This window comes from Streptomyces sp. NPDC046349, assembly GCF_055587885.1.
Genome location: NZ_JBVJFK010000007.1, coordinates 173,500 through 195,027, shown reverse-complemented (window position 1 = coordinate 195,027; position 21,528 = coordinate 173,500). Strand labels below are relative to the sequence as shown.

Annotated in this window: 19 protein-coding genes; 10 read left to right on the top strand and 9 right to left on the bottom strand. The window is 74.0% G+C overall.

The window, feature by feature from the left end; genetic code table 11:
• Positions 1 to 82: 82 nt before the first annotated feature.
• Entirely contained in the window at positions 83 to 1,096 is a 1,014-nt protein-coding gene (locus ACZ6JS_RS18255; protein WP_469299053.1) for a Gfo/Idh/MocA family protein, read from the top strand.
• An 84-nt stretch (positions 1,097 to 1,180) separates the two neighbouring features.
• Here ACZ6JS_RS18255 and ACZ6JS_RS18250 read toward each other — a convergent pair whose 3' ends face one another.
• Positions 1,181 to 2,104 carry a DMT family transporter gene (locus ACZ6JS_RS18250; RefSeq protein WP_469299051.1) on the bottom strand — a complete coding sequence of 308 codons (924 nt, stop codon included), beginning with the start codon at positions 2,102 to 2,104 and terminating at the stop codon, positions 1,181 to 1,183.
• Positions 2,105 to 2,238: 134 nt separating this feature from the next.
• On the opposite strand from ACZ6JS_RS18250, the gene ACZ6JS_RS18245 reads away from it, so the two are divergent.
• Positions 2,239 to 2,607, top strand: a complete 369-nt coding sequence (locus ACZ6JS_RS18245; protein WP_469299050.1) for a hypothetical protein — start codon at positions 2,239 to 2,241, stop codon at positions 2,605 to 2,607.
• Positions 2,608 to 3,072: 465 nt separating this feature from the next.
• Here ACZ6JS_RS18245 and ACZ6JS_RS18240 read toward each other — a convergent pair whose 3' ends face one another.
• Positions 3,073 to 3,696, bottom strand: coding sequence for a dihydrofolate reductase family protein (locus tag ACZ6JS_RS18240; RefSeq protein ID WP_469299048.1), 624 nt, complete (start codon positions 3,694 to 3,696; stop codon positions 3,073 to 3,075).
• Between the two features lie 200 nt (positions 3,697 to 3,896).
• Between ACZ6JS_RS18240 and ACZ6JS_RS18235 the strand changes: the two genes are divergently transcribed.
• Positions 3,897 to 4,631, top strand: coding sequence for an SDR family oxidoreductase (locus ACZ6JS_RS18235; RefSeq protein WP_469299046.1), 735 nt, complete (start codon positions 3,897 to 3,899; stop codon positions 4,629 to 4,631).
• A gap of 392 nt (positions 4,632 to 5,023) precedes the next feature.
• Entirely contained in the window at positions 5,024 to 5,488 is a 465-nt protein-coding gene (locus ACZ6JS_RS18230) for a GNAT family N-acetyltransferase (RefSeq protein ID WP_469299044.1), read from the top strand.
• Positions 5,489 to 5,593: 105 nt separating this feature from the next.
• Here the strand turns inward: ACZ6JS_RS18230 and alc are convergent, their stop codons facing one another.
• Positions 5,594 to 6,712 carry an allantoicase gene (alc, locus tag ACZ6JS_RS18225; RefSeq protein ID WP_469299042.1) on the bottom strand — a complete coding sequence of 373 codons (1,119 nt, stop codon included), beginning with the start codon at positions 6,710 to 6,712 and terminating at the stop codon, positions 5,594 to 5,596.
• Between the two features lie 3 nt (positions 6,713 to 6,715).
• The gene (gene allB / locus ACZ6JS_RS18220; protein WP_469299401.1) at positions 6,716 to 8,050 is read right to left on the bottom strand and encodes an allantoinase AllB; all 1,335 of its coding nucleotides are present in this window, start codon (positions 8,048 to 8,050) and stop codon (positions 6,716 to 6,718) included.
• A gap of 336 nt (positions 8,051 to 8,386) precedes the next feature.
• Here allB and ACZ6JS_RS18215 point away from each other — a divergent pair, with 336 nt between their 5' ends.
• On the top strand, positions 8,387 to 9,190 hold the full coding sequence (locus ACZ6JS_RS18215; protein ID WP_030852090.1) for an IclR family transcriptional regulator: 804 nt from the start codon (positions 8,387 to 8,389) through the stop codon (positions 9,188 to 9,190).
• Between the two features lie 109 nt (positions 9,191 to 9,299).
• On the opposite strand, the gene ACZ6JS_RS18210 is transcribed toward ACZ6JS_RS18215, so the two are convergent.
• Both ACZ6JS_RS18210 and ACZ6JS_RS18205 read right to left on the bottom strand, forming a co-directional pair.
• Positions 9,300 to 9,995, bottom strand: a complete 696-nt coding sequence (locus tag ACZ6JS_RS18210) for an ABC transporter ATP-binding protein (protein WP_469299040.1) — start codon at positions 9,993 to 9,995, stop codon at positions 9,300 to 9,302.
• Positions 9,992 to 11,077, bottom strand: a complete 1,086-nt coding sequence (locus tag ACZ6JS_RS18205) for an ABC transporter permease (RefSeq protein ID WP_469299038.1) — start codon at positions 11,075 to 11,077, stop codon at positions 9,992 to 9,994. The genes ACZ6JS_RS18210 and ACZ6JS_RS18205 overlap by 4 nt, the downstream gene beginning before the upstream one ends.
• Positions 11,078 to 11,319: 242 nt before the next feature.
• Between ACZ6JS_RS18205 and ACZ6JS_RS18200 the strand changes: the two genes are divergently transcribed.
• The 3 genes from ACZ6JS_RS18200 (at position 11,320) to ACZ6JS_RS18190 (ending at position 14,934) form a co-directional block, all read left to right on the top strand.
• A complete protein-coding gene (locus tag ACZ6JS_RS18200; RefSeq protein WP_469299399.1) occupies positions 11,320 to 12,483 on the top strand; it encodes a sensor histidine kinase in 1,164 nt (387 codons plus the stop codon).
• The gene (locus tag ACZ6JS_RS18195; protein ID WP_469299037.1) at positions 12,480 to 13,109 is read left to right on the top strand and encodes a response regulator; all 630 of its coding nucleotides are present in this window, start codon (positions 12,480 to 12,482) and stop codon (positions 13,107 to 13,109) included. Before ACZ6JS_RS18200 ends, ACZ6JS_RS18195 begins: the two co-directional genes overlap by 4 nt.
• Positions 13,110 to 13,206: 97 nt before the next feature.
• Positions 13,207 to 14,934, top strand: coding sequence for a PP2C family protein-serine/threonine phosphatase (locus tag ACZ6JS_RS18190; protein WP_469299035.1), 1,728 nt, complete (start codon positions 13,207 to 13,209; stop codon positions 14,932 to 14,934).
• Between the two features lie 21 nt (positions 14,935 to 14,955).
• Here the strand turns inward: ACZ6JS_RS18190 and yczR are convergent, their stop codons facing one another.
• A complete protein-coding gene (yczR, locus tag ACZ6JS_RS18185; RefSeq protein WP_469299033.1) occupies positions 14,956 to 16,443 on the bottom strand; it encodes a MocR-like transcription factor YczR in 1,488 nt (495 codons plus the stop codon).
• Positions 16,444 to 16,681: 238 nt separating this feature from the next.
• Between yczR and ACZ6JS_RS18180 the strand changes: the two genes are divergently transcribed.
• A complete protein-coding gene (locus ACZ6JS_RS18180; protein ID WP_469299031.1) occupies positions 16,682 to 17,293 on the top strand; it encodes a nucleotidyltransferase family protein in 612 nt (203 codons plus the stop codon).
• 251 nt (positions 17,294 to 17,544) lie between these two features.
• Positions 17,545 to 19,164 carry a malate synthase A gene (aceB, locus tag ACZ6JS_RS18175; protein ID WP_469299029.1) on the top strand — a complete coding sequence of 540 codons (1,620 nt, stop codon included), beginning with the start codon at positions 17,545 to 17,547 and terminating at the stop codon, positions 19,162 to 19,164.
• Between the two features lie 134 nt (positions 19,165 to 19,298).
• Here aceB and ACZ6JS_RS18170 read toward each other — a convergent pair whose 3' ends face one another.
• Both ACZ6JS_RS18170 and ACZ6JS_RS18165 read right to left on the bottom strand, forming a co-directional pair.
• Positions 19,299 to 20,885 (bottom strand): serine/threonine-protein kinase, encoded by a 1,587-nt coding sequence (locus ACZ6JS_RS18170; protein ID WP_469299028.1) that lies wholly within the window; start codon positions 20,883 to 20,885, stop codon positions 19,299 to 19,301.
• Between the two features lie 2 nt (positions 20,886 to 20,887).
• Positions 20,888 to 21,505, bottom strand: a complete 618-nt coding sequence (locus tag ACZ6JS_RS18165; protein WP_469299027.1) for a hypothetical protein — start codon at positions 21,503 to 21,505, stop codon at positions 20,888 to 20,890.
• Between the last annotated feature and the right edge of the window lie 23 nt (positions 21,506 to 21,528).

The following is a 21,528-nucleotide window of genomic DNA, read 5'->3' as shown; positions in this document are numbered from 1 at the left end:
GGGATCGCCGATCAGAGCGCGAAACCCTCAAGATCGCCGCGAGCGGATTGACAGGTTCCCCCGACGGGGCCAGGTTGAGTCCATGCGCATCGGGCTCATCGGAACCGGCCGGATCGGCTCGTTCCACGCGGCGGCGCTCGCCCGCCACCCGGAGGCGGGCTCGCTCCTGCTCGCCGACTCCGATCCCGCGCGGGCGGCACGCCTCGCCGACCGGCTCGGTGCCACGGCCGCGCCCTCCGTGGAGCAGGTCTTCACCTGGGGCGTGGACGCGGTGGTCGTGGCCTCGTCCACCGACGGCCACGCGGAGCTGGTCGTCCGGGCGATCCGCGGCGGGCTCCCGGTGTTCTGCGAGAAGCCGATCGCCCCCGACCTGAACCGCACGCTGTCCGTCCTGCGCGAGGTGTCGGCCCTGGGCGGGCTGCTCCAGGTGGGCTTCATGCGCCGCTTCGACGCGGGCTATCTCACGGCCCGGGAGCTGGTCCGCTCCGGCGCCCTGGGCCGGCTGCACACCGTACGGACGACGACGGCCGATCCGGCACCGCCGGCCGCCGACTACCTGGCGGCCTCGGGCGGCCTGTACCGGGACTGCATGGTGCACGACTTCGACATGGTGCGGTGGGTGACCGGGCGCGAGGTGGTGGAGGTGTACGCGGCAGGGTCGGACGCAGGCCCGCCGCAGTTCCGGCAGACGGGGGACGTGGACACGGCCGCGGCGGTCCTCACGCTCGACGACGGCACCCTGGTCACGGCCACCGGCACCCGGTGCAACGGCGCCGGCTACGACGTGCGGATGGAGCTGGCCGGGGAGCGGGACCAGGTCTCCGCCGGGCTGGACGACCGGACGCCGATCGCCTCGACCGAACCGAACGGGCCACCGCCGGCGAGCAAGCCGTGGACCGGCTTCCTGGAACGCTTCGGCCCCGCGTACGAGGCCGAGCTGAACGCCTTCGTGCACCTGGTGCGCGGCGTGGGCGAGAACCCCTGCGACGGGCGGGAGGCGCTGGCCGCGCTGCGGGTCGCGGAGGCCTGCGAGCTGTCGCGGCGCGAGCGGCGCCGGGTCCGGCTGGAGGAGCTCCCGGACCTGCCGGAGCGGTGACCGCATCGGGGAGCAGGGCATCCGGTCACCCTACGGCGGCGATCCCCGGCTGGCTGCGGCGCTTTCCGGCCAGGCTCGGGGCGCTTAGGCGGGGGCAGCGGTGAGCGCGTGCCGCCCCCAGGCGGTACCGGCCAGAACCAGGACGACACCGGCGTATCCGAGGGGGCCCAGGTGCTCCCCGCCGACGGCGATGCCCGCGACGGCCGCCCACAGCGGCTCGGTGCCGAGCAGCAGGCTGACCCGGGAGGGCGAGGTGCGGCGCACGGCCCACATCTGCACGAAGAAGGCGAAGAGCGTGCAGAAGACGGAGAGGAACGCCAGCCCCGCCCACTGGGCGGGCCCGAAGTCCGCCGCGGCGGCCCAGGGGGCCGCGCCGGTCCCCGGTACGGCGGCCAGCAGGGCGAAGACGAGAACGGCCCCGCCGAGCTGCACGGTGGTCAGCGACAGCGGGTCGGCACCGCGGACGCCCTCGGACCGGGCCATCAGCAGCACGTGCAGGGTCCGGGCGAGGGCGGCGCCGAGGATGAGCAGGTCACCGAGGCCGGGCGCGGTGAATCCGGCGCCCTGGGTGAGCAGCACGACGCCGAGGACGGAGGCTGCGGCGGCCCCGAGGAACCCGGCGGAGGGCGCCTTCCGCTTCATGGCGGCGTCGGCGAGCGGGGTGAAGATCATGGTCAGGCTGATGATCAGCCCGGCGTTGGTGGCGGAGGTGTGGACGACCCCGTAGGTCTCCAGCAGGAAGATCCCGCCGAGCACGAGCCCCAGCAGGCCGGCGCCCCGCAGCTGGGCGGGGGTGAGCGCGCGCAGCCGCGCCCACCCGGCGACGACCAGCACGGGCAGGACGAGCGCGAACCGCAGCACGAGCACGGCGATCACGGTGTGCGCGGTGGTGATCCCCTTGGCGGCGAGGTAGCTCGCCCCCCACACGACGGCGACGGCCAGGACGGGCAGATCGGCGAGCCAGGCGCGGCGGGGTGCGGCTTGCAGGGTGGGCGAGGCGACGGCCACGGAAGGTCTCCAGTGTTGCTCGGGAGGTGGAGACAGCGGCGGCTCGCACGGTTGCGGGGCACACCGTACCGGAGCCGATCATGCGGGGCGACCCGTTTCCGGGCCTCGCGTCCCTGACCCGTACAGTCGGGCGCATGGCTGATCTCTACGCCGTGGACCTGGCGTTCGACCTGCTCGACAGCACGCCCGACACCGTGCTCGCGGAGGTGCGCCGCCACCTGACGGGGGACGGCCTGCTCTCGCCCCGCGGCCCTGCGTGGCACGTCGGCGGGATGCTGGTGGGCGAGTTCGGACCGGCGGAGCGCGACGGCTGGGCCTTGACGGTCCGTCAGGAAATCCACGCGGACCAGCTGCCGGCCCTGGAGGACCTCCTCCTGCTTCTGACCCCGCACATCCGCCCGCCGGGCCCGGTCGGCCGCATCCGCCACCACGAGCACGAGGCCCCGGACCTCCTGGTCCTGCGCGAGGGCCGCGTGGTCCAACTGGCCCTGGACCGGCGGTAGCGGCATGGCCGTTGCGCGGGACGAAGAGGATCCGGCGGCAGACGGCTTCCGGCGGGTGCACGCCGCACCGGACGGGTGCGACGGCCCGCGGGCGGGCCTCGCCGACGTCGACGGCAGTCCGCACCACTTGCGGAGCGACGACCACGGCCGCGGCGACCCGGCCGACGAGCACCTCGCACGGCGGCGAACGAGGCCGCGGCGGCTCTGGAACGCGAGCAGTGGGCGATCTTCGTCAGATGGAACCGGCGCCACGAAACCGGGGAGGCCGGTCCGGAGAGCCATCCGGGCCACGGCGGCGTCGACGCCCGCCACGACGAGCCACCCGTCTCCTCGCCGCGCCGGCGGCCGCCCGCCGATGCACGTCGCCCGGTGGGCGAACTCGGGTTCGATCCGGTCGACCGCCACCGCGCGGACGGGCTCGACCCCTGGCTCCGGTGGCGTCCGGCCAGGTGAGGCCGTGGGCGGTCAGGAGCCGACGGTGCCGAAGGAAGCGCGGCCCGTCGGCCGGTAGGTGTGGACGGCCGTCCCGGCGGACGTCGTGCGGGAGGCCGTCAGCTCGTAGGCGGTCGGCAGCCCGCCGGTGGGGAACAGCCGGCGCCCGGCCCCCAGCACCACGGGGAAGACCAGCAGATTGATCTCGTCGACGAGGTCCCGGGCGAGGAGCCACTGCGCGAGCTGCCCGCTGCCGTGCACCTGGAGTTCCCCGTCCCCGCCCAGCGCGTCCTTGACCCGGACGATCTCGCTCTGCAGGTTCTCCCCGTCGAGCACGGTCGCCGGCCCCCAGGCCGGCTCTTTCAGGGTGGTCGAGGCCACGTACTTGGGCAGCCGGTTCAGCCCGCCCGCCACGGGGTCGGCGGGATCGTCGTGCTCCGGCCAGTAGCCGGCGAAGATCTCGTACGTCCGCCGCCCGAGCAGGAGCGCCCCGGCCCGGGCGAACACCTCGGTGACGAACTCCCCCATCCCCTCGTCGACGTACGGCGCGGCCCACCCGCCGTACTCGAACCCGTCACTGCGGTCCTCGTCGGGCCCGCCGGGCGCCTGCATCACGCCGTCCAGCGTCACGAAGGTGGTCAGTGTCAGCTCGGCCATGCCTCTGCGCTCCTCGCTCGATGGTCCTCGGGGTTCAGACTCCCGCCCCCGCCGGAACTCATCGCGCCGCCACGCACGGCACCCGCGCGTTTCGCCGCCGTCCGAGCCGGAAACGCGGGGTCGGATTCCTGCCAGCGGCGGGGGGTCGGGCGCTATTTGATTGAACCCGCAATCAATCAGCGATGCAGGAGGACGAACACATGGACGCGAATGCGGTGGCACTGGTGACCGGGGGCAGCCGGGGGATCGGGGCGGCGGTCGCGGTGCGGCTCGCCGAGGACGGGGCGGACGTCGCGATCACGTACGTCAGCGATGCGGAGGCCGCCGGGCGCGTGGTGAAGGCGGTGGAGGCGCTCGGGCGGCGGGCGGTCGCCCTGCGGGCCGACGCCGGGGACGCCGGGCAGGTGGCGAACGCCGTCGGGGAGACCGTGCGGCGCTTCGGGCGGCTCGACGTGCTGGTCAACAACGCCGGGGTCGGGGCGGTCGGACCGATGGAGGCGGTGGAGCCGGGCGACGTCGACCGGGTGCTCGGCGTCAACGTGCGGGGCGCGTTCCTCGCGGCGCAGGCCGCCGCCGCGCGCATGCGGGAGGGCGGCCGGATCATCACCATCGGCAGCTGCATGGCCCAGCGGGTGCCCGGGCCGGGCGGAGTGCTGTACGCGATGAGCAAGGCCGCGACCGTCGGGCTGACGAAGGCGCTGGCGCGCGAGCTCGGCGGGCGCGGGATCACCGCGAACGTGGTGCATCCGGGGCCCGTCGACACCGACATGAACCCGGCCGACGGACCGTACGCGGGCCCGCAGGCGGCGCTGACGGCGGTCGGGCGGTTCGGGAGGGCGGAGGAGGTCGCGGACGTGGTGGCCTTCCTGGCCGGCCCGCGGGCGGGCTACGTCACGGGCGCGGAGTTCGCGGTGGACGGCGGCCACGCGGCGTAGCCCTCACCGGCCGGGGGGCGGACGGGGGCGCCTGCGCCCTCAGGAGGTGCGCCGTCTGCCCCCGGCGGGCGAGGAGGCCCGGCGCCCGCGGGCGACGCGGTGACTCGCGGTGCCCCCCGGCCGGCCCGGGTCGGCCCGCACTGCCGGCCGGTGAGGTGGGGCGGACCCGCGCGGTGCGGCCAGGCCCGGGAGCGGGGCGGCCGCAGGGCGCAGGCCGGCCGCGCGTCGGGCCCGCCTCTCCCCCGGCGTACCGGGCACCCCCATCGGGCGCGTCGGGGTCCGGGCCGGTTCGCGCCGGCATCCCGTCCGGCGGCGGCCTTCCCGTCGGACGGGGTCCGACGTCGGGCGCCTATGCTCGTCTTGATCGACATGACGAACGGACGGGGGCAGGGGTGGACTTCACCGATCGGCGGGGCCGGTGCGTGGTGCTCGACGAGGTCACCGACAGCAACTGGCGGGACGTCGCCGACGTCGCGCCCGCCGACGACCAGCGTCGGTTCGTCGCCGCCCTCGGCGCCCGCTACCTGCTTCTCTCGATGCGCGGCGGCGTGTGGAACTCGCTCGCCGTCCGGGCCGACGACACGGTGGTCGGGCACGTGATGTGGGCATACGACGAGGAGGGCGGCGCCCACTGGATCGGCGGCATGATCGTCGACGCCGCCGAACAGGGCAGGGGCGTGGGCCGGGCCGCGGTGCGGGCCCTGGTCGGGCGGCTCGGCGCGCTGCCGTCCTGCCGGGAGATCCGGCTCTCGTACCACCCGGACAACGCTCCCGCCGCCCGCCTCTACGCCGGGCTCGGGTTCGTGCCCACCGGCGACTTCGAGGACGAGGAGGTCGTGGCGGTGCTGGCCGTCTGACCGCAGGCCGTCCACCCCCTCAGGGGCGCACCGTCGAGCGGTGCGCCCCGGAGGGGTGTGCAGGCCCCGGAGGTGTCGGCCCCCGGGGCGGTCGGGGGTACGGGGTCAGCCGCCCAGTTCCTGGTGGCGGGCGGTCAGCGCGGCCGCGCCGGCCTCCGTCAGCGAGCCGAAGAGGCGCAGGCGGGAGAAGCCGCCGTCCGGGTAGATGTCGATCCGTACGTGGGTGCCCACCGCCGGGGTGTCCAGTACGAAGCGGTGGTTGGTGTCGGGCTGCAGGCGGGTCCGCGGCAGGAACTCCGTCCACTCGCCCTCCTCGCCCGTCCTGACCGACAGCGAAGCCCAGCCGGCCGAGTTCCCCTTGAGGTACGCGGTGTCGATCTCGACGGCGCGGATCTCGGACTCGGTGACGAGCTGGTAGCGGATCCAGTCGTTGCCGTTGTCACGGCGGCGGGCGGTCTCCCAGCCGTCGTCCATCTTGCGGGAGCGGCCCGGGTTGATGGTGTTGGTCGGCGGGGAGTAGAAGCGGTTGGAGGCGTCCTGCACGGAACCGCCGTTCTCCAGCGCCACCACGTCGAAGGAGCCCAGCGCCGCGAGCCACTTCGGGTCGGGCAGGACCTCGCCGTAGACGCGCAGGCGGGCGATGCCGCCGTCGGGGTGCTGGTTGACGCGCAGGTGCGTGAAGCGCTGCTCGGCGTCGACCTCGAAGCCGTTGGCGGCGTGGCCGCCGACCGCCGTGCGGGGCACGACGGTCGTCCACTTCACGTCGTCGCCCTGGAGCTCCTCCGGGGTCGGCGCGAGGGCGCCCTCCCAGTTGGTGGCCTCGATGGAGACGGCCTGCGGCATGTTGCCGCGGAAGTGGGCGGTGTCGACGACGATGCCGCGGATGACCCCCGGCGCGCCCAGGCGCACCAGCGCCCAGTCGTGGTCCTCGGGGGTCGGCCAGGGCTGGGTGGCGGAGACGCCGCGGCGGCGGCGGGTCTCCCAGCCGTCCATGACCTTGCCCTTGTGGCCGAAGTCCTCGGGGTCGAAGTGAGCGGCCTCGGAGATCAGCAGGTTCTCGCGCTGGGCGAAGAACTCGTCGTTGGCGGCGATGACACCGGCGCCCAGCTCACGGGCGGCGAGGTTCGCGTACTGGGTGAAGGGGAATTCCGCGGTGCGGTAGTCCGCGTACGGGTCGCCGCCTCCGTACGGGTTCGCGTTGCCGGTGAAGGATTCAATCGCCACTGGTCAGTTCTGCCTTTCGAGGAGGAGGCCCGTGGGCTCGGTCGGGGTGCCGTGGTCGGCGATCTGCGTGCCGCGCAGCCAGGTGGACTTCACGACGCCGTGCAGGGTCTTGCCCGCGTATGCCGTGACCCGGTTGCGGTGGTGGAGTTCGGCCGGGTCCACAGTGAACGTTTCTTCGGGGGCGAGCACGGCGAAGTCGGCGTCCCGGCCGGCCTCGATCGCGCCCTTCCGGGAGAGACCCGCGAGCTGCGCCGGGGCCGCGGACATCCAGCGGACGACGTCCTCCAGGGTCCGGCCGCGGCGGCGCGCCTCGGTCCAGACGGCGGGCAGGCCCAACTGGAGGGAGGAGATGCCGCCCCACGCGGTGGAGAAGTCGCTGGTCTTCAGGTCAGCGGTGGAGGGCGAGTGGTCGGAGACGATGCAGTCGATGGTGCCGTCGGCGAGCGCGTCCCACAGGAGGTCCTGGTTGGCGGCCTCGCGGATGGGCGGGCAGCACTTGAACTCGCTGGCTCCGTCCGGCACTTCCTCGGCCGTCAGGGTGAGGTAGTGCGGGCAGGACTCGACGGTGATGCGGACGCCCTCGGCCTTGGCGGCGGCGATCAGCGGCAGCGCGTCCGAGGAGGACAGGTGCAGGACGTGGACGCGCGCGTTCAGCCGCTTCGCCTGGGCGATCAGGTTGCCGATGGCGGTGTTCTCCGCGTCGCGCGGCCGGGAGGCGAGGAAGTCGGCGTACTTGGGGCCCGGGACGACGGGGGCGGCGTCGAGGTGGTGAGGGTCCTCGGCGTGCACGATCAGCAGGCCGCCGAAGCCGGTGATTTCGGCGAGGGAGGTGGCCAGCTGGTCCTGGTCGAGCTCGGGGAACTCGTCCACGCCGGAGGGCGACAGGAAGCACTTGAAGCCGTAGACGCCGGCGTCGTGCAGGGGGGCCAGGTCCTTGACGTTGTCCGGGAGGGCGCCGCCCCAGAAGCCGACGTCGACGTGCGCCTTGGCGCGGGCGACCTCCTGCTTGACGCGCAGGTTGTCGACCGTGGTGGTCGGCGGGAGGGAGTTGAGCGGCATGTCGAGGATCGTGGTGATGCCTCCGGCGGCGGCGGCGCGGGTGGCCGTCCAGAAGCCCTCCCACTCGGTGCGGCCGGGGTCGTTCACGTGGACGTGGGTGTCGACCAGGCCGGGGAGCAGGACGTCGTCGCCGAAGTCCTCCAGCCGGGCTCCGGCCGGTACCTCGGCGTCGTGCGGCAGCACGGCCGTGATCCTCCCGCCGGCGACGGCGACCGAGGCGGCGCGCGTCCCCTCGGGGGTGATGACGCGCGTCGAGCGCAGTACCAGTTCCACAGCCACGTCGGCCACCGGAACCTCCCCATCTACTTCCACAGAGCGAAATTCAACGTTCTGTTGACGGAGTCTTCCCGGCGATCCGGGAGCAGTCAAGAGCGCCCGGACGGACCGCTGACACACCGGGACCACAGTTGGAGGTTTCCACAGGATGGAATTAAGATTTCGCTATTCAGAATGTAGCTACCACCACCGGGAGTCGGGCGGATAACTTCCCGAGGACGTCCACCACCAGGACAAACCACCTCTGACCGGCGGCGACGGCCCCACCCCAGCACTGGGGCCGACGCCGACCGCCGGGTAGGCTGCTCCCTTGCCTGCCAGCACCGAAAGGACCGCGCCGTGCCGACGTCCAGCGCCAGCACCACCGACGCTTCCTCAAAGACCCCTGCCGCAAGCGGTGGCGTCCAGTCCCTTGAGCGCGCCTTCGATCTGCTCGAACGCATGGCCGACGCCGGGGGTGAGGTCGGCCTCAGCGAACTCTCGGCCGCCAGCGGTCTGCCCCTGCCCACCATCCACCGCCTGATGCGCACGCTGGTGGCGTGCGGGTACGTACGCCAGCAGCCCAACCGACGGTACTCCCTCGGCCCCCGCCTGATCCGCCTCGGCGAGTCCGCGTCGCGCCTGCTGGGGACCTGGGCCCGCCCCTACCTCGCCCGTCTGGTCGAGGAGACCGGCGAGACGGCGAACATGGCCCTGCTCGACGGCGACGAGATCGTCTACGTCGCCCAGGTGCCGTCCAAGCACTCGATGCGCATGTTCACCGAGGTCGGCCGCCGGGTGCTGCCGCACTCCACCGGCGTGGGCAAGGCGCTGCTCGCCCACACCCCCGCCGACGAGGTACGGGCGCTGCTGGCCCGCACCGGGATGCCTGCGGCGACCGAGAAGACCATCACCACGCCCGAGGGCTTCCTGGAGGCGCTGGAGCAGGTCCGCCGGGCCGGCTACGCGGTCGACGACAACGAGCAGGAGATAGGAGTCCGCTGCCTGGCCGTGTCGGTGCCGAACTCGCCGACCGCCGCCGCGATCTCCATCTCCGGCCCGGCCGGCCGCGTCACGGAAGCCGTGACCGAGTCCTTCGTCCCGATCCTCCAGAACGTCGCCGCCGAGCTGTCGGTGGCCCTGGCCAACCAGAGCCCGGCGTAGGCCTGCCGCCCGGACGTATTGCGGGGAAAGCCCCGGCCGCCCTCCGAGAGGCGGCCGGGGCTTTCCCGTACGAGGTCCCGTGCGCGGTCGCGGGGCACCGTACGCCGGTTCAGGGCGCGGCGACGGGGTCCTGGTGCCCGGCCGTCAGCCGGCCGTCGGCCATGGTCGCCGTACGGTCCATCCGCTCCAGGTGGGCGTGGTCGTGGGTGACCAGAACGGTCGCGGTGGAACGCTCGCGCGTCAGGGTGACCAGCAGGTCCAGCACGGCGGCGCCGCGCTCGTGGTCGAGGGCGCTGGTCGGCTCGTCGACCAGGAGCACGGCGGGCTCGTTCATCAGCGCGCGGGCTATGTTGATCCGCTGGCGCTGGCCGCCCGAGAGCTGGTGGGGGCGCTTGTCGGCCTTGTCGGCGAGGCCCACCGCGTCGAGCAGCTCCAGCGCCCGCCGGCGCAGGGCCTTCGGGGGCCGGCCCGCCACGTGCGCCATGACCTGGAGCTGCTCGGCGGCCGTCAGCGAAGCCAGCAGGTTCGGCTGCTGGAAGACGATCCCGATCTTCTCCCGGCGCAGGGCGGACTTCTCGGCGGGGCCGAGGCATGCGGTGTCCTGCCCGGCCACGACGACGCGGCCGCGGTCCGGGGTGACGAGGGTCGCGGCGACCGCGAGCAGGGAGGACTTGCCGGAGCCGGAGGGTCCGATCACCGCCGTGAGGGTGCTGGCGGGCACGTCCAGGCCGACCGAGTCGAGGGCGGTGAGCCGGCTCTCGCCGTCGGGGTAGGTGAGCGTGACGTCGTGGACGAGGAGGGTCATCGGGCGCTCCCGAGGGCGGTCAGCGGGTCGACGGAGGTGATCCGCCGGATGGACAGGGCCGCGCCCAGCGCTCCGAGCGCGATCATGATCGCGGCGGGCACGAGCACCGTGGCGGCGTCGAGGACGAAGGGCACGTCGCCGCCGCTGATCAGCGCGCCGAATCCGGAGGCGAGCGCCGTGCCCAGCCCGGTGCCGAGGGCGAGCATCACCACGGCCTGGCCGAGGGCGTCCCGCAGGAGGTAGGGGGTGGAGGCGCCCAGCGCCTTCAGGACGGCGATGTCGCCGCTGCGCTGGATGGTCCACACCGTGAAGAAGGCGCCTATGACCAGGGCCGAGATGGCGAAGAGGAAACCGCGCATCAGCTGCAGCGAGCCGTTCTCCGCCTGGTAGGAGCCGATGGCGCCCAGGGCCTCGTCGACGGTCTGCGCCCTGGTGTCCGCCGCCCGGTCGGCGGCGGCGAGGTCCAGGCCGCTGCCGGAGACGGCGACGACGGTGGCGAGGGTCTCGGGGGAGGTCCCGGGGTTGCCGATGCGCTGCCAGTCGCCCAGGTCCATCCAGACGACCGGGGTGTGGCTGTAGGCGTCGGTGCCGGCGACGGCGGCCACCGTCAGTTCGAGCGGGCCGATCCTGAGCCTGGCTCCGGCGGTGAGGCCGCCGAGCTCCGCCGCCGCCTTTTCGGCGAGGACTACCCGGCCCTGGGTGAGGCCCGCGTCCCGCGGCGCGAGCCCGCCCGCGGGGTCCACGCCGAAGACCGAGACCGCGGCGGTGCGCTCACCCGAGACGGCGTTGGTGGTGCGGATGCCGAGGGGCTCGGCCGTCCGCACGCCGGGCTGCTCCCGCCAGGCCAGCCAGGCGGACTCGGGCACCTGGGAGTTGGTGAAGGACACCTTCCGGTCGCCGGCGGGCGCCGCGAAGGCCAGGTGCGAGACGGGCAGGCCGGTGACGGCCGAGATGTTCTCCCGGGCCAGGCCGGCGGTGAGCCCGGACAGCAGGCCGACCAGCAGCGTGATCAGCAACACGACCGAGCCCATGAGGGCGAAGCGGCCCTTGGCGAACCGTAGATCTCTCCATGCGACGAACATGTCCCCCACCTTGGTCTTCCGCGTGGACACAAGGCATCGCGCCACAGTAGTGATCCTCGTATCGAAGGGCGCACCCGGACATCGAACTTTCGGTTGACCGCGGCCGGCCGCGACCGACTTACGCTGGTTCGGACATGACTGCTGCCGCTCCCCCCGTCCCCCCCGGCGCCTGTGCGCGCCCGGCCGTGCCCGCGACCGCGCCCGCCGCCCGGCCCCTCACGCCGGTGTCGAAGGTGCTGAAGATGTGCCTGCACGCCCTGTTCCTCGGGCTGCTCGCGCTGGCCGCCGGCCGGGCCGTCGCCGACTCCGCTCCCCGGGCCGGCTGGGTGGTCGCCGCCTGCGCGCTGCTCGCCGCCGTGTACGCGGCCGGCGTGCGGGCGCCCGCCGTGCACAGCTCGCCGCGGGCGGGCGCGGTGTGGCTGGCCGCGCTCGGGGCGGTCTGGGCGGGCCTGCTGCTGGTCGCCCCCGACGGGCTGTGGATCGCCTTCCCGCTGTACTTCCTGGAACTGCACCTGCTGCGGCTGCGCTGGGGGGTCGCAGCCGTTGCGGTGACCGCCTGCGCCGCCATCGGCGGCTTCCTCGCGCACAGCGGCGCGGCGACCCCGGGGGCCTTCCTGGGGCCGCTGCTGGGCGGCGCCGTCGCGGTGGCGACCGTACTGGGCTACCAGGCGCTGTACCGCGAGAGCGAACGGCGCCGGGAGCTGATCGAGGAGCTCATCACGACCCGGGCCGAGCTGGCGGCGGCCGAACGCGGCGCCGGGATCCTGGCCGAGCGGGAGCGTCTGGCCCGGGAGATCCACGACACCCTCGCACAGGGCCTGTCCTCCATCCAGCTGCTGCTGCGGGCGGCCGAGCGGGCTCTGCCGGAGGGGGACCCGGCCCTGCCGCACATCGCGCAGGCCCGGGGGGCCGCCCAGGACAACCTCGCCGAGGCGCGCCGCTTCGTACGCGCCCTCACGCCGCCGGACCTGGAACACGGCTCGCTCGCCGCGGCGCTGGAACGGCTGTGCGCGGGGGTCCCGGGGCCGCGCGTGCGGTTCTCCCTGAGCGGCCGGCCCCGGGTGCTCCCGACCCCCTACGAGGTGGCGCTGCTGCGGATCGCCCAGTCGGCGCTGGCCAACGTGGTGCGGCACGCCCGGGCCGGGCGTGCGGAGATCACTCTGACCTTCATGGACGCCTCGGTGACGCTGGACATCGTCGACGACGGACACGGCTTCGACCCGTCCTCGGCCGCCTCCGGCTCGGGCGACGGCGGCTTCGGGCTGCCCGCCATGCGCTCGCGCGCCGAGACCCTGGGCGGGCTGTTCACGGTGGAGTCCGCCCCCGGGCAGGGCACCGCCGTGGCCGTCACCCTGCCGCTGGCCCTGGACCATCCGGAACGCACGGACCCCGTGGAGGCCCTGTGACCGTCCGTCTTCTGCTCGCCGACGACCACCCCGTGGTCCGGGCGGGCCTGCGCGCGGTGCTGGACACCGAGGCCGACTTCGCGGTGGTGGCCGAGGCGGCGACCGCCGAGCGGGCGGTGGAGCTGGCCGCCCGCGAACCGGTGGACGTGGTGCTGATGGACCTCCAGTTCGGGCCGGGTATGCACGGCTCCGAGGCGACGGCCCTGATCACGGCCCGTCCGGGCGCCCCCCGGGTGCTGGTGCTGACCACGTACGACACGGACGCGGACATCCTGGCGGCGGTGGAGGCGGGCGCCTCCGGCTACCTGCTCAAGGACGCCCCGCCGGAGGAGCTGGCGGCGGCCGTGCGTACGGCCGCGGCGGGCCAGTCGGCGCTGGCCCCGGCGGTGGCGCTGCGCCTCATGGACCGGATGCGGACGCCGGCGGAGGCGCTGACGAAACGGGAGCTGGAGGTGCTCCAGCTGGTGGCGGACGGCCTGTCGAACCAGCAGATCTCCAAACAGCTCTTCCTCAGCCAGGCCACGGTCAAGTCGCACCTGGTGCACGTCTACGCGAAGCTCGGCGTCGAATCCCGCACGGCGGCGGTCGCGGCGGCAGCCACCCGCCGCCTGATCCGCACGCCATAGGGCGTTGCGGCCCCTCGGTGCCCGGGTGGGCGTGGACGGTGGGCAGGTGGGCAGGCGCCCCTCGGCAGCCCGCACCGCCGGACGGAGGGAGAGGCGCATGAGCCCCCTGGTCCCCCAGGACCCCGAGACGCTGAAACTGCACCTTGCCCGCGAGGTGCGGGCCTTGCGGGAAGCCGCCCGGCACGGCGCCGGGGTGCGGCTGGACGAGGGGCCCGCACCCGCTTCCGGCGTGCTCGCGCGGGACGAGGGCGCGGAGCCCTGCTCCTGCGGTTCCCCAGGACCGGGGCACGGCTGCCGCGACGCGGGCGGGGGGCACGACCCGTGGGCGTGCGTCTGCGCGACCCTGCCCGCCATTCCGCTGTCGGCCGCGCTGTTCACCCCCGTGCGCGACGAGGCCGGGGTGACGGTCGACTTCACGGTCAAGGCGGGCAACCACGTGCGCGCGGCCGAGTGGCTGGAGGCCCCCGACCGCCAGATCGGCCGGCGGCTGCTCGAAGTGCAGCCAGGCGCGGCGGTCGGCGGGCTCGTCGGGGCCCTTGATTCCGTACTCGGCACCGGGCGCGCCCTGAAGGCGTACGCCCTCGACTACACGGAGCAGCGCAGCGACGGCCTCCACCGCACGAAGCTGCTCTACGACGCCTCCTCCTGCGGCGGGGAAGTACTGGCGACGTGGCGGGCTGCCCACAGCCGGGGGGAGCTGCTCTCCCTCGACGCCCAGTACATCGCGTCCATGGGCTGGGGCACGTGGGACCTGCTGTCCGGCGAGGTGGTCTGGTCGGAGGGGCTGTCGTCGATCTTCCGCACCGACCCGGCGCGCCCCCTGGAGCTCATGGAGCTGTGCGACACGGTCCTGCTGGAGGACGTACCGCGCTTCGCGAAGTTCCTGGTGGCGTTGGTGGACGGGGAGGAGCCGTCGGGGACGGAGATCCGCTTCAGCGTGCTCGGCGAGGTCCGTACCCTGCACCTCGTGGGGCATCCGGTGATCGCGACCGACGGGCTGCCCTGGTCGGTGCACGTCATCGCCCGCGATCTGACGTCGCAGGTCCGCAGCCGCCAGAGGCTCGCCGCGACGCGCCGGCAGTCCGACCGGCTGCGGGAGGAGGCGGCCGCGGAGCGGCGGGTCGCCTCCGCCCTGCGGGAGGCGCTGCTGCCGACGGTCTCCGCCGAACTGGCCGAGGCGGGTCTGTCCGTCGCGGCCGCCTACGTCCCGGCGGAGGCGGACGCCGCCGTGGGCGGGGACTGGTACAAGTGCCGGCTGCTGCCGGACGGCCGGATCCTGCTGGCCATCGGCGACGCCTGCGGCCACGGCCTGGGCGCGGTGGCCCGGATGGCGCAGCAGCGGCACGCGCTCGCGGGCCTCGCGCACGCCCCGGGGACCCACGCGGGCCAGTTGACCACCTGGCTCAACGAGCTCCTGTGCGCCGATCCCTCCGCCGAGACGGCGACCGCGATCATCGGGCACATCGACGCGCGGCGCCGGTTCCGCTGGGCGTGCGCGGGCCACCCGGCGCCCCTGCTGCTGCGGGACGGCGCCCCCTCGGTGATGGGCACGGAGCACCGAGGGCCGCTGTTCGGGCTGCTGCCGGGGCACGCCTACGAGACCGCGACCACCGACCTGCGACCGGGTGACCTCCTGCTGCTCTATACCGACGGCATGGTGGAGCGCCGCGGCGAGGACATCGCCGACAGCGTCGAGACCCTGGGCAAGGTGCTGGCGCGGTGCCACGGGCTCGGCCCGCAGGACACCCTCGACCGCATCCTGGACGCGTACGCGTCGGACGCGCACGAGGACGACACCTGCCTGGTGGCCCTGGGCGTCGGCTGACGGTCCGGGGCCGGATCCGGCCTACGCCACCCAGTGCGGGCGGTCCACCGACGGGGCGAGGGGGACGCCGCCGTGGAAGGCGGCCGCGAGGCGGCGTACGCCCTCGTCCAAGCGGTCGGCGGGGAGGGTGTACGGGATGCGGAGGCGGTGTTCGAAGGTGCCGGGGTCGACGCCGAAGCGGGCGCCGCGGCCGATGTGCACGCCGGCGGCCGCGGCCCGTTCGGCCAGGGCCGAGCTGACCGGCTCGCCGAGGTCGACCCAGAGCGACAGGCCGCCCGGCGGTATCCGCCAGGACCATTCCGGGGTGTGCCGCTGGAGCGAGTCCGCCAGGGCCGCGCGCCGGACGCGCAGCTGCTCGAGCCGTGCGGGCAGGGTGCGGTCCATGCCGTCCAGCAGCGGGAGCGCGACGAGCTGGTCGAGCACCGAGCCGGTCATGTCGGCGGAGACCCGCAGGGACGTCAGCTCGGCGATCATCTTCGCAGTGGCCCGTACCCAGCCGACGCGCAGTCCACCCCAGTGGGTCTTGCTCAGCGAGCCGATGGTCACCACGTGCTCCGCGCCGCCCGGCGGGGCCAGCGAGGCCAGGGGCCGGGGGGCCGGAACGTCGAGGGCGATGTCGGCGATGGTCTCGTCGACCACCAGCCAGGTGCCGGTGCGCCGGGTCGCCGCGAGCAGGCGCAGCCGCTGATCCTCGGGCATGAGCGCGCCCGTCGGGTTGTGGAAGTCGGGGATCGTGTACGCCAGCCTCGGCACGGTCTGGCGCAGTGTGGACTCGGCGATCTCCATGTCCCAGCCGGTTTCGGAGACGGCGATGGAACCGGTGCGCAGCCGGGCGTGGCGCAGGGCGTCCAGGGCGTTGGCGTAGGTGGGGTTCTCGGTGACGACCCGGTCCCCGGCGCGGCAGAGCAGGCTGACGACCAGGGTGAAGGCCTGTTGGGCGCCGGAGGTGACGAGGATCTGCTCGGGTCGGGTGGGCAGGCCGCGCCGGGTGAAGCGATCGGCGACGGCCGTGCGCAGGTCGGGCAGGCCGAAGGGGTGGTAGCCGGGGGTTCGGGCGGCGTCGGGCAGCCGGGGCGCGGCCCGGGCGAGGGCGTCGGCGAGGGCGCCTTCGGGGGCGCCCATGGCGGCGATGGCCAGGTCGATGCCGGGCTCGCCGTCGGCGCTGCAGCCGCCGGCGCCGACCAGGGCGTGGGCCCCGACGGGGCGGTGGCCATCGGGGAGTTCGGTCCAGGTGCCGGAGCCTCGCCGGCTGCGCACGTAGCCGCTCTCGCGGAGCAGGTCGTAGGCGCCGGTGACAGTGGCCCGGCTGGCGCCGACGGCTTCGGCGAGCTCGCGTTCGGCCGGCAGGCGCACGTGCAGTGCGATGCGGCCGTCGAGGATCAGCGTGCGGACGGCTTCGGCGAGCGACCGGTAGCCGGGACGGGCGCGCACGTCCGCGGGGAGCAGAGCCGCGAGCTGGCGGCTGCCGATGGTCCTGTCCGCTGTCCGGACCACTCGCCCGTTCGCCATGCCAACCTCCCCTGATTGGCTCTGACGGCCAGGCCAATCGAGGGTCCAGACTCGCGGTATTGGCCCCCGATTGGCAAGGAGACGCCGAGATGCTGACCGACCGTGACGAACGTGCCCTGCTGGCCGCCGCCGAGAACCGGGTCTCCCGGCCGCTGAGGATCGGGGCGGCGCCGGCCTGCGTACGGCGCACCTTCGCGCGGGGGCCGCAGGATGGCACGCAGGAGCGAGAATCGGTGGCATGTCAGCCAACACGCACTCCGATTCACCCGTGATCGCGGGACTTCTGCTGGCCGCCGGCGGTGGCCGCCGGCTCGGCGGCCGGCCGAAGGCCCTGCTGTCCTACCGGGGCCGCCCGCTGGTGGAGAACGCCGTACGGGTGCTGCGGGAGGCCGGCTGCGGCCCGGTGCACGTGGTGCTCGGCGCCTCGGCGGCCGAGGTCCGCGAGCGCGCCGACCTGTCGGGCTGCGTGGTCGTGGACAACCCGGAGTGGGCGGAGGGCATGGGTTCCTCGCTGAGGGTGGGCCTGGCCTCCCTGGCGGGTACGGGTGCCCGCGCCGCCCTGGTCTGCCTGGTGGACCAGCCGGGCATCGGCCCGGCGGCCGTGGCCCGGGTCCGGGAGGCCTACCGCTCCCCCGCGAGCCTGGCGGCGGCGGCGTACGACGGGGAGCGCGGGCACCCGGTGCTGTTCGGGGCCGACCGCTGGGCGGACATCGCGGCGACGGCGAGGGGCGACAAGGGTGCCCGGGTGCATCTGGCGCGCCACGCCGGAGAGCTCGTACTGGTGGAGTGCTCCGACGTCGCGGAGGCCTTCGACATCGACACGCCGCCCGACCTGGCACGACTCCTCTGAGCACCGCGTGACGACAGTGGCACTGAGGGCCACCGGGAAGCGGAATCTGTCGACTCAGAGAATCTCGACGTCAACAAACCATTGAACTTCCACCATAAGGAAATTACTATCCACTGGTCAGAAGCGCCCTGAACCCACAGACGGCGCCCGCGACCGTATTTCGGAGCTCTCCACCCCCGGCGGCACTGCGTGCCGCCTCGCGCGAGCATTCCCCGCGGCCGCCAGGCACCGCCGCTGAAGGAGTGACAGTTATGTCCGCACCAGCGCCGTCCCCGCTGGCCATCGTCGATGCCGAGCCCCTGCCGCGGCAGGACGAAGTCCTCACCGAAGCGGCCCTCGCGTTCGTGGCCGAGCTCCACCGGCGGTTCGCCCCGCGCCGCGCCGAGCTCCTCGCCCGCCGCGGCGAGCGCCGTGCCGAGATCGCCCGGACCTCCACCCTCGACTTCCTCCCGGAGACCGCACAGGTCCGCGAGGGCGACTGGAAGGTGGCCCCGGCGCCGGCCGCGCTGAACGACCGCCGTGTGGAGATCACCGGTCCGACGGACCGGAAGATGACCATCAACGCCCTGAACTCGGGCGCCAAGGTCTGGCTCGCCGACTTCGAGGACGCCTCGGCTCCCACCTGGGAGAACGTCGTCCTCGGCCAGCTCAACCTGATCGACGCCTACGAGCGCCGCATCGACTTCACCGACGCCCGCACCGGCAAGGCCTACGCCCTGAAGCCGGCCGAGGAGCTCGCGACCGTCGTCATGCGGCCGCGCGGCTGGCACCTGCAGGAGCGCCACCTGCAGTTCGAGGGCGGACCGGCGTCCGGCTCGCTCGTCGACTTCGGCCTGTACTTCTTCCACAACGCCAAGCGCCTGATCGACCTGGGGAAGGGCCCGTACTTCTACCTGCCGAAGACGGAGTCGCACCTGGAGGCCCGCCTCTGGAACGACATCTTCGTCTTCTCCCAGGACTACGTCGGCATCCCGCAGGGCACCGTCCGCGCGACCGTCCTGATCGAGACGATCACCGCCGCGTACGAGATGGACGAGATCCTCTACGAACTGCGCGACCACGCGGCGGGCCTGAACGCGGGCCGCTGGGACTACCTCTTCTCCATCGTGAAGAACTTCCGCGACGGCGGCGAGAAGTTCGTCCTGCCGGACCGCAACGCGGTGACGATGACCGCCCCGTTCATGCGGGCCTACACCGAACTGCTCGTGCGCACCTGCCACAAGCGCGGCGCGCACGCCATCGGCGGCATGGCGGCCTTCATCCCGTCCCGCAAGGACGCCGAGGCCAACAAGATCGCCTTCGCGAAGGTCAAGGCCGACAAGGACCGCGAGGCGGGCGACGGCTTCGACGGCTCCTGGGTCGCCCACCCCGACCTGGTCCCGATCGCGATGGCCTCCTTCGACGCCGTCCTCGGCGACAGGCCCAACCAGAAGGACCGGCTGCGCGAGGACGTCTCGGTGGCCCCGGGCGAGCTCATCGCGATCGACTCGCTGGACGCGAAGCCCACGTACGAGGGCCTGCGCAACGCGGTCCAGGTCGGCATCCGCTACATCGAGGCCTGGCTGCGCGGCCTCGGCGCCGTCGGCATCTTCGGCCTGATGGAGGACGCGGCCACCGCCGAGATCTCCCGCTCGCAGATCTGGCAGTGGATCAACGCCGGTGTCGTCTTCGAGAACGGCGAGACGGCCACCGCCGAGCTGACCCGCAAGCTGGCGGCGGAGGAACTGACCGCCCTGCGCGCCGAGGTCGGCGAGGAGGCGTTCGCGACCGGGAAGTGGCAGCAGGCCCACGACCTCTTCCTGAAGGTCTCCCTGGACGCGGACTACGCGGACTTCCTCACGCTCCCCGCGTACGACCAGCTGGTCGGCTGAGACCCCGGATCCGGATCCGGCCGAAACGCACAGCGGCCCGAACCGGCCGGCTCCGCCCCCGCAGCCCACGGCTGCGGGGGCGGAGCCGTGTCCTTCCCTCTGCCGTCCCCGCCGGTTCAGTGGTCACGGGGGGCTCAGCGCTTGCGCTTCAGGCGCAGCCGGGCCGTCTCGATGAGCGCGCGGGCGTGGTCCGGTGGCCGCTGGTTGGGGATCCAGCCCCGGTCGAGGGCGGCTTCGAGGGGTTCCAGCCGCGCGAGGGCCTCCGCCGCCGCGTCGTGCTCCAGCAGCACGGCTCCCAGCAGGAGGCACGCCTCCAGAGTCTCCGGGGCCCCCGCGCCGAGCAGGTCGGTACGTCCGGCCACCACGGCGCGCAGCAGCGGGGCCGCCTCCTCGCCCCGGCCGCAGGAGGAGAGGCACAGCGCGAGGTCGTAACCGGCCCGGTGGTACTCCGGGGAGTAGTCCCCGTGGGTGTCCGCGCGCGCCTCCGCTATCCGCCGCAGCGGCACCAGCGCCTCGGTGAGGCGGCCCAGGTGCCACAGCCGACTGGCCCACGCCCGCAGCGACATGATCGCCTCGTCGTTGTACGGGCCGAGCACCGCGACCCGTTGTTCGGCGAGCTCCTCGCTCAGCTTCAGCGCCTCGGCGACGTCCCCCAGCGCCCACAGGCAGTCCGCCTCCACCCGGCGGGCCCGCAGGGTCGCGTCCGCGTTCGGGCCGTTCACCAGCACCCTGCGGCGTACGACCTCCCGGCTGGAGGCGAGCCCCGCCTCGGGCCGGTTCGACAGCCAGTTGCTCTCGGCGTCCCGCAGCATCCGGTCGGTCTCGGCGTCGTGGGTGGCGAGCCGCTGCCTGGCCCACCGGGTCCCGCGGGCCTCCAGCGGGAACACGTCCAGGACCACGGCGGCCAGCTCGGCGGAGGCCGGCCGGTCGCCCGGGCGCTTCTCCAGCAGCGCGGACACCAGGAGGTCCAGCGCCGCCGGCAGGTCGGGGCGCAGCGCGGACAGCCGCTCGGGCCGCTCCTCCAGGTGGGCCCGGCGATAGTCCTCCCGGTCGGCGCACGGGCCGAAAGGGCGTACACCGGTGAGCAGTTCGTAGGCGAGGCACCCGAGGGAGTAGAGGTCGCCCAGGTAGGTGACCGGCCCCCCGTTCCACTGTTCCGGGGGCATGTAGGGGGCGCTGCCGATGGCCTGGCCTGGGGCCGTGAGCTGGGTGAAGGGCTCCGGCCCCAGGAGCTTGGCGATGCCGAAGTCGCAGACCTTGACGGAACCGTCCCCGGTGAGGAGGACGTTGGACGGCTTGATGTCCCGGTGCACCGTCTGGGCGGCGTGCACGTCGGCGATGCCCTGGACGATCCCGCGCAGGAGGGGCGCCGCCCAGCGCCAGGTGCGGTCGGCGACGAACCGGACCGCGAGTTCCCGGTCGAGGCCGCGGCCCGCGACGTACTCCATGGCCAGGTAGTCGATGTCGCCGTCGGAGCCGGATCCGAGCAGGCGCACGGTGTAGGGGCTCACGACGCGTTCCAGGGCCCGTGCCTCGTGCCGGAACCGGGCGCGTGCGTCGGGTGAGTCCAGGGACTGCGCGAGGATCGTCTTCACGGCGAGGCCGCTGCCGTCCCTGAGGTCGGTGGCCTGCCAGACCTCGCCCATGCCGCCGCGCCCGAGCAGCCGGTCCAGCCGGTAGCGGCGGTCGAGCACCGTGCCGTCCAACGGGCGTCCGGGCACCGTCACACCCGGCCGATCACGGTGTGGACGAGCGGCCGGACGTGCGGGGGCCGGCCGACCACCTGGTAGGCGGGGGCGACGCAGAGGCTGAGCGGCTCCCGCTCGTCGGCCCGGGGCCACACCTCCTGCAGGCGCGGGTCCGGTACGTGGCCGAGGCGCAGCTCGAAGTTCCACCGGTGGACGCCGCCCAGCTCCGCGATGCGCGCGCGCAGTTCGGCCGTCTGCCGGTGCAGGTCCGTCACCGGGCCCAGGGGCACCTGCGGGCCCAGCACGCCGGCCGCCGTGCGGTGCCAGTCCTCCTCGGCCGCCGGTTGCTCGCCCAGTACGGTGCGGAACAGGGCGGCGCAGAGCCGCACATGGGTCTCCGCCCGGTGGTGGGGCTGCCCCGCGGCGGCTTCGGCGGCGGAGCGGCAGTGGCCGATGATCCGGTCCCGCAGGGCGGCGTAGGCCTGCGAGGTCTCGTGGTGGGCGCTCTCCAGTTCCGTGGTCCGGTCGGCGCGCAGGCCGTGCACCACCTCGTACAGCTTGTCGATACGGTCCTTGGCCTCCTGCCGTTCGGCGCGCAGGGAAATCACCTCCGCCCGCAGGGCCTTCACCTCCTGGAAGACACGCCACGGCATGCGTGCACCGTCCGGGGCGGGGG

What these genes read in the sequence shown, in the direction of transcription:
- ACZ6JS_RS18200 (WP_469299399.1), top strand. Translation starts at nt 11,320, where the DNA reads ATGTGCCTGCACGCCCTGTTCCTCGGGCTGCTCGCGCTGGCCGCCGGC.
- ACZ6JS_RS18235 (WP_469299046.1), top strand. Translation starts at nt 3,897, where the DNA reads ATGGACGCGAATGCGGTGGCACTGGTGACCGGGGGCAGCCGGGGGATC.
- ACZ6JS_RS18165 (WP_469299027.1), bottom strand. Translation starts at nt 21,505, where the DNA reads ATGCCGTGGCGTGTCTTCCAGGAGGTGAAGGCCCTGCGGGCGGAGGTG.
- ACZ6JS_RS18190 (WP_469299035.1), top strand. Translation starts at nt 13,207, where the DNA reads ATGAGCCCCCTGGTCCCCCAGGACCCCGAGACGCTGAAACTGCACCTT.
- ACZ6JS_RS18245 (WP_469299050.1), top strand. Translation starts at nt 2,239, where the DNA reads ATGGCTGATCTCTACGCCGTGGACCTGGCGTTCGACCTGCTCGACAGC.
- aceB (WP_469299029.1), top strand. Translation starts at nt 17,545, where the DNA reads ATGTCCGCACCAGCGCCGTCCCCGCTGGCCATCGTCGATGCCGAGCCC.
- ACZ6JS_RS18205 (WP_469299038.1), bottom strand. Translation starts at nt 11,077, where the DNA reads ATGTTCGTCGCATGGAGAGATCTACGGTTCGCCAAGGGCCGCTTCGCC.
- ACZ6JS_RS18210 (WP_469299040.1), bottom strand. Translation starts at nt 9,995, where the DNA reads ATGACCCTCCTCGTCCACGACGTCACGCTCACCTACCCCGACGGCGAG.
- ACZ6JS_RS18255 (WP_469299053.1), top strand. Translation starts at nt 83, where the DNA reads ATGCGCATCGGGCTCATCGGAACCGGCCGGATCGGCTCGTTCCACGCG.
- yczR (WP_469299033.1), bottom strand. Translation starts at nt 16,443, where the DNA reads ATGGCGAACGGGCGAGTGGTCCGGACAGCGGACAGGACCATCGGCAGC.
- ACZ6JS_RS18180 (WP_469299031.1), top strand. Translation starts at nt 16,682, where the DNA reads ATGTCAGCCAACACGCACTCCGATTCACCCGTGATCGCGGGACTTCTG.
- ACZ6JS_RS18240 (WP_469299048.1), bottom strand. Translation starts at nt 3,696, where the DNA reads ATGGCCGAGCTGACACTGACCACCTTCGTGACGCTGGACGGCGTGATG.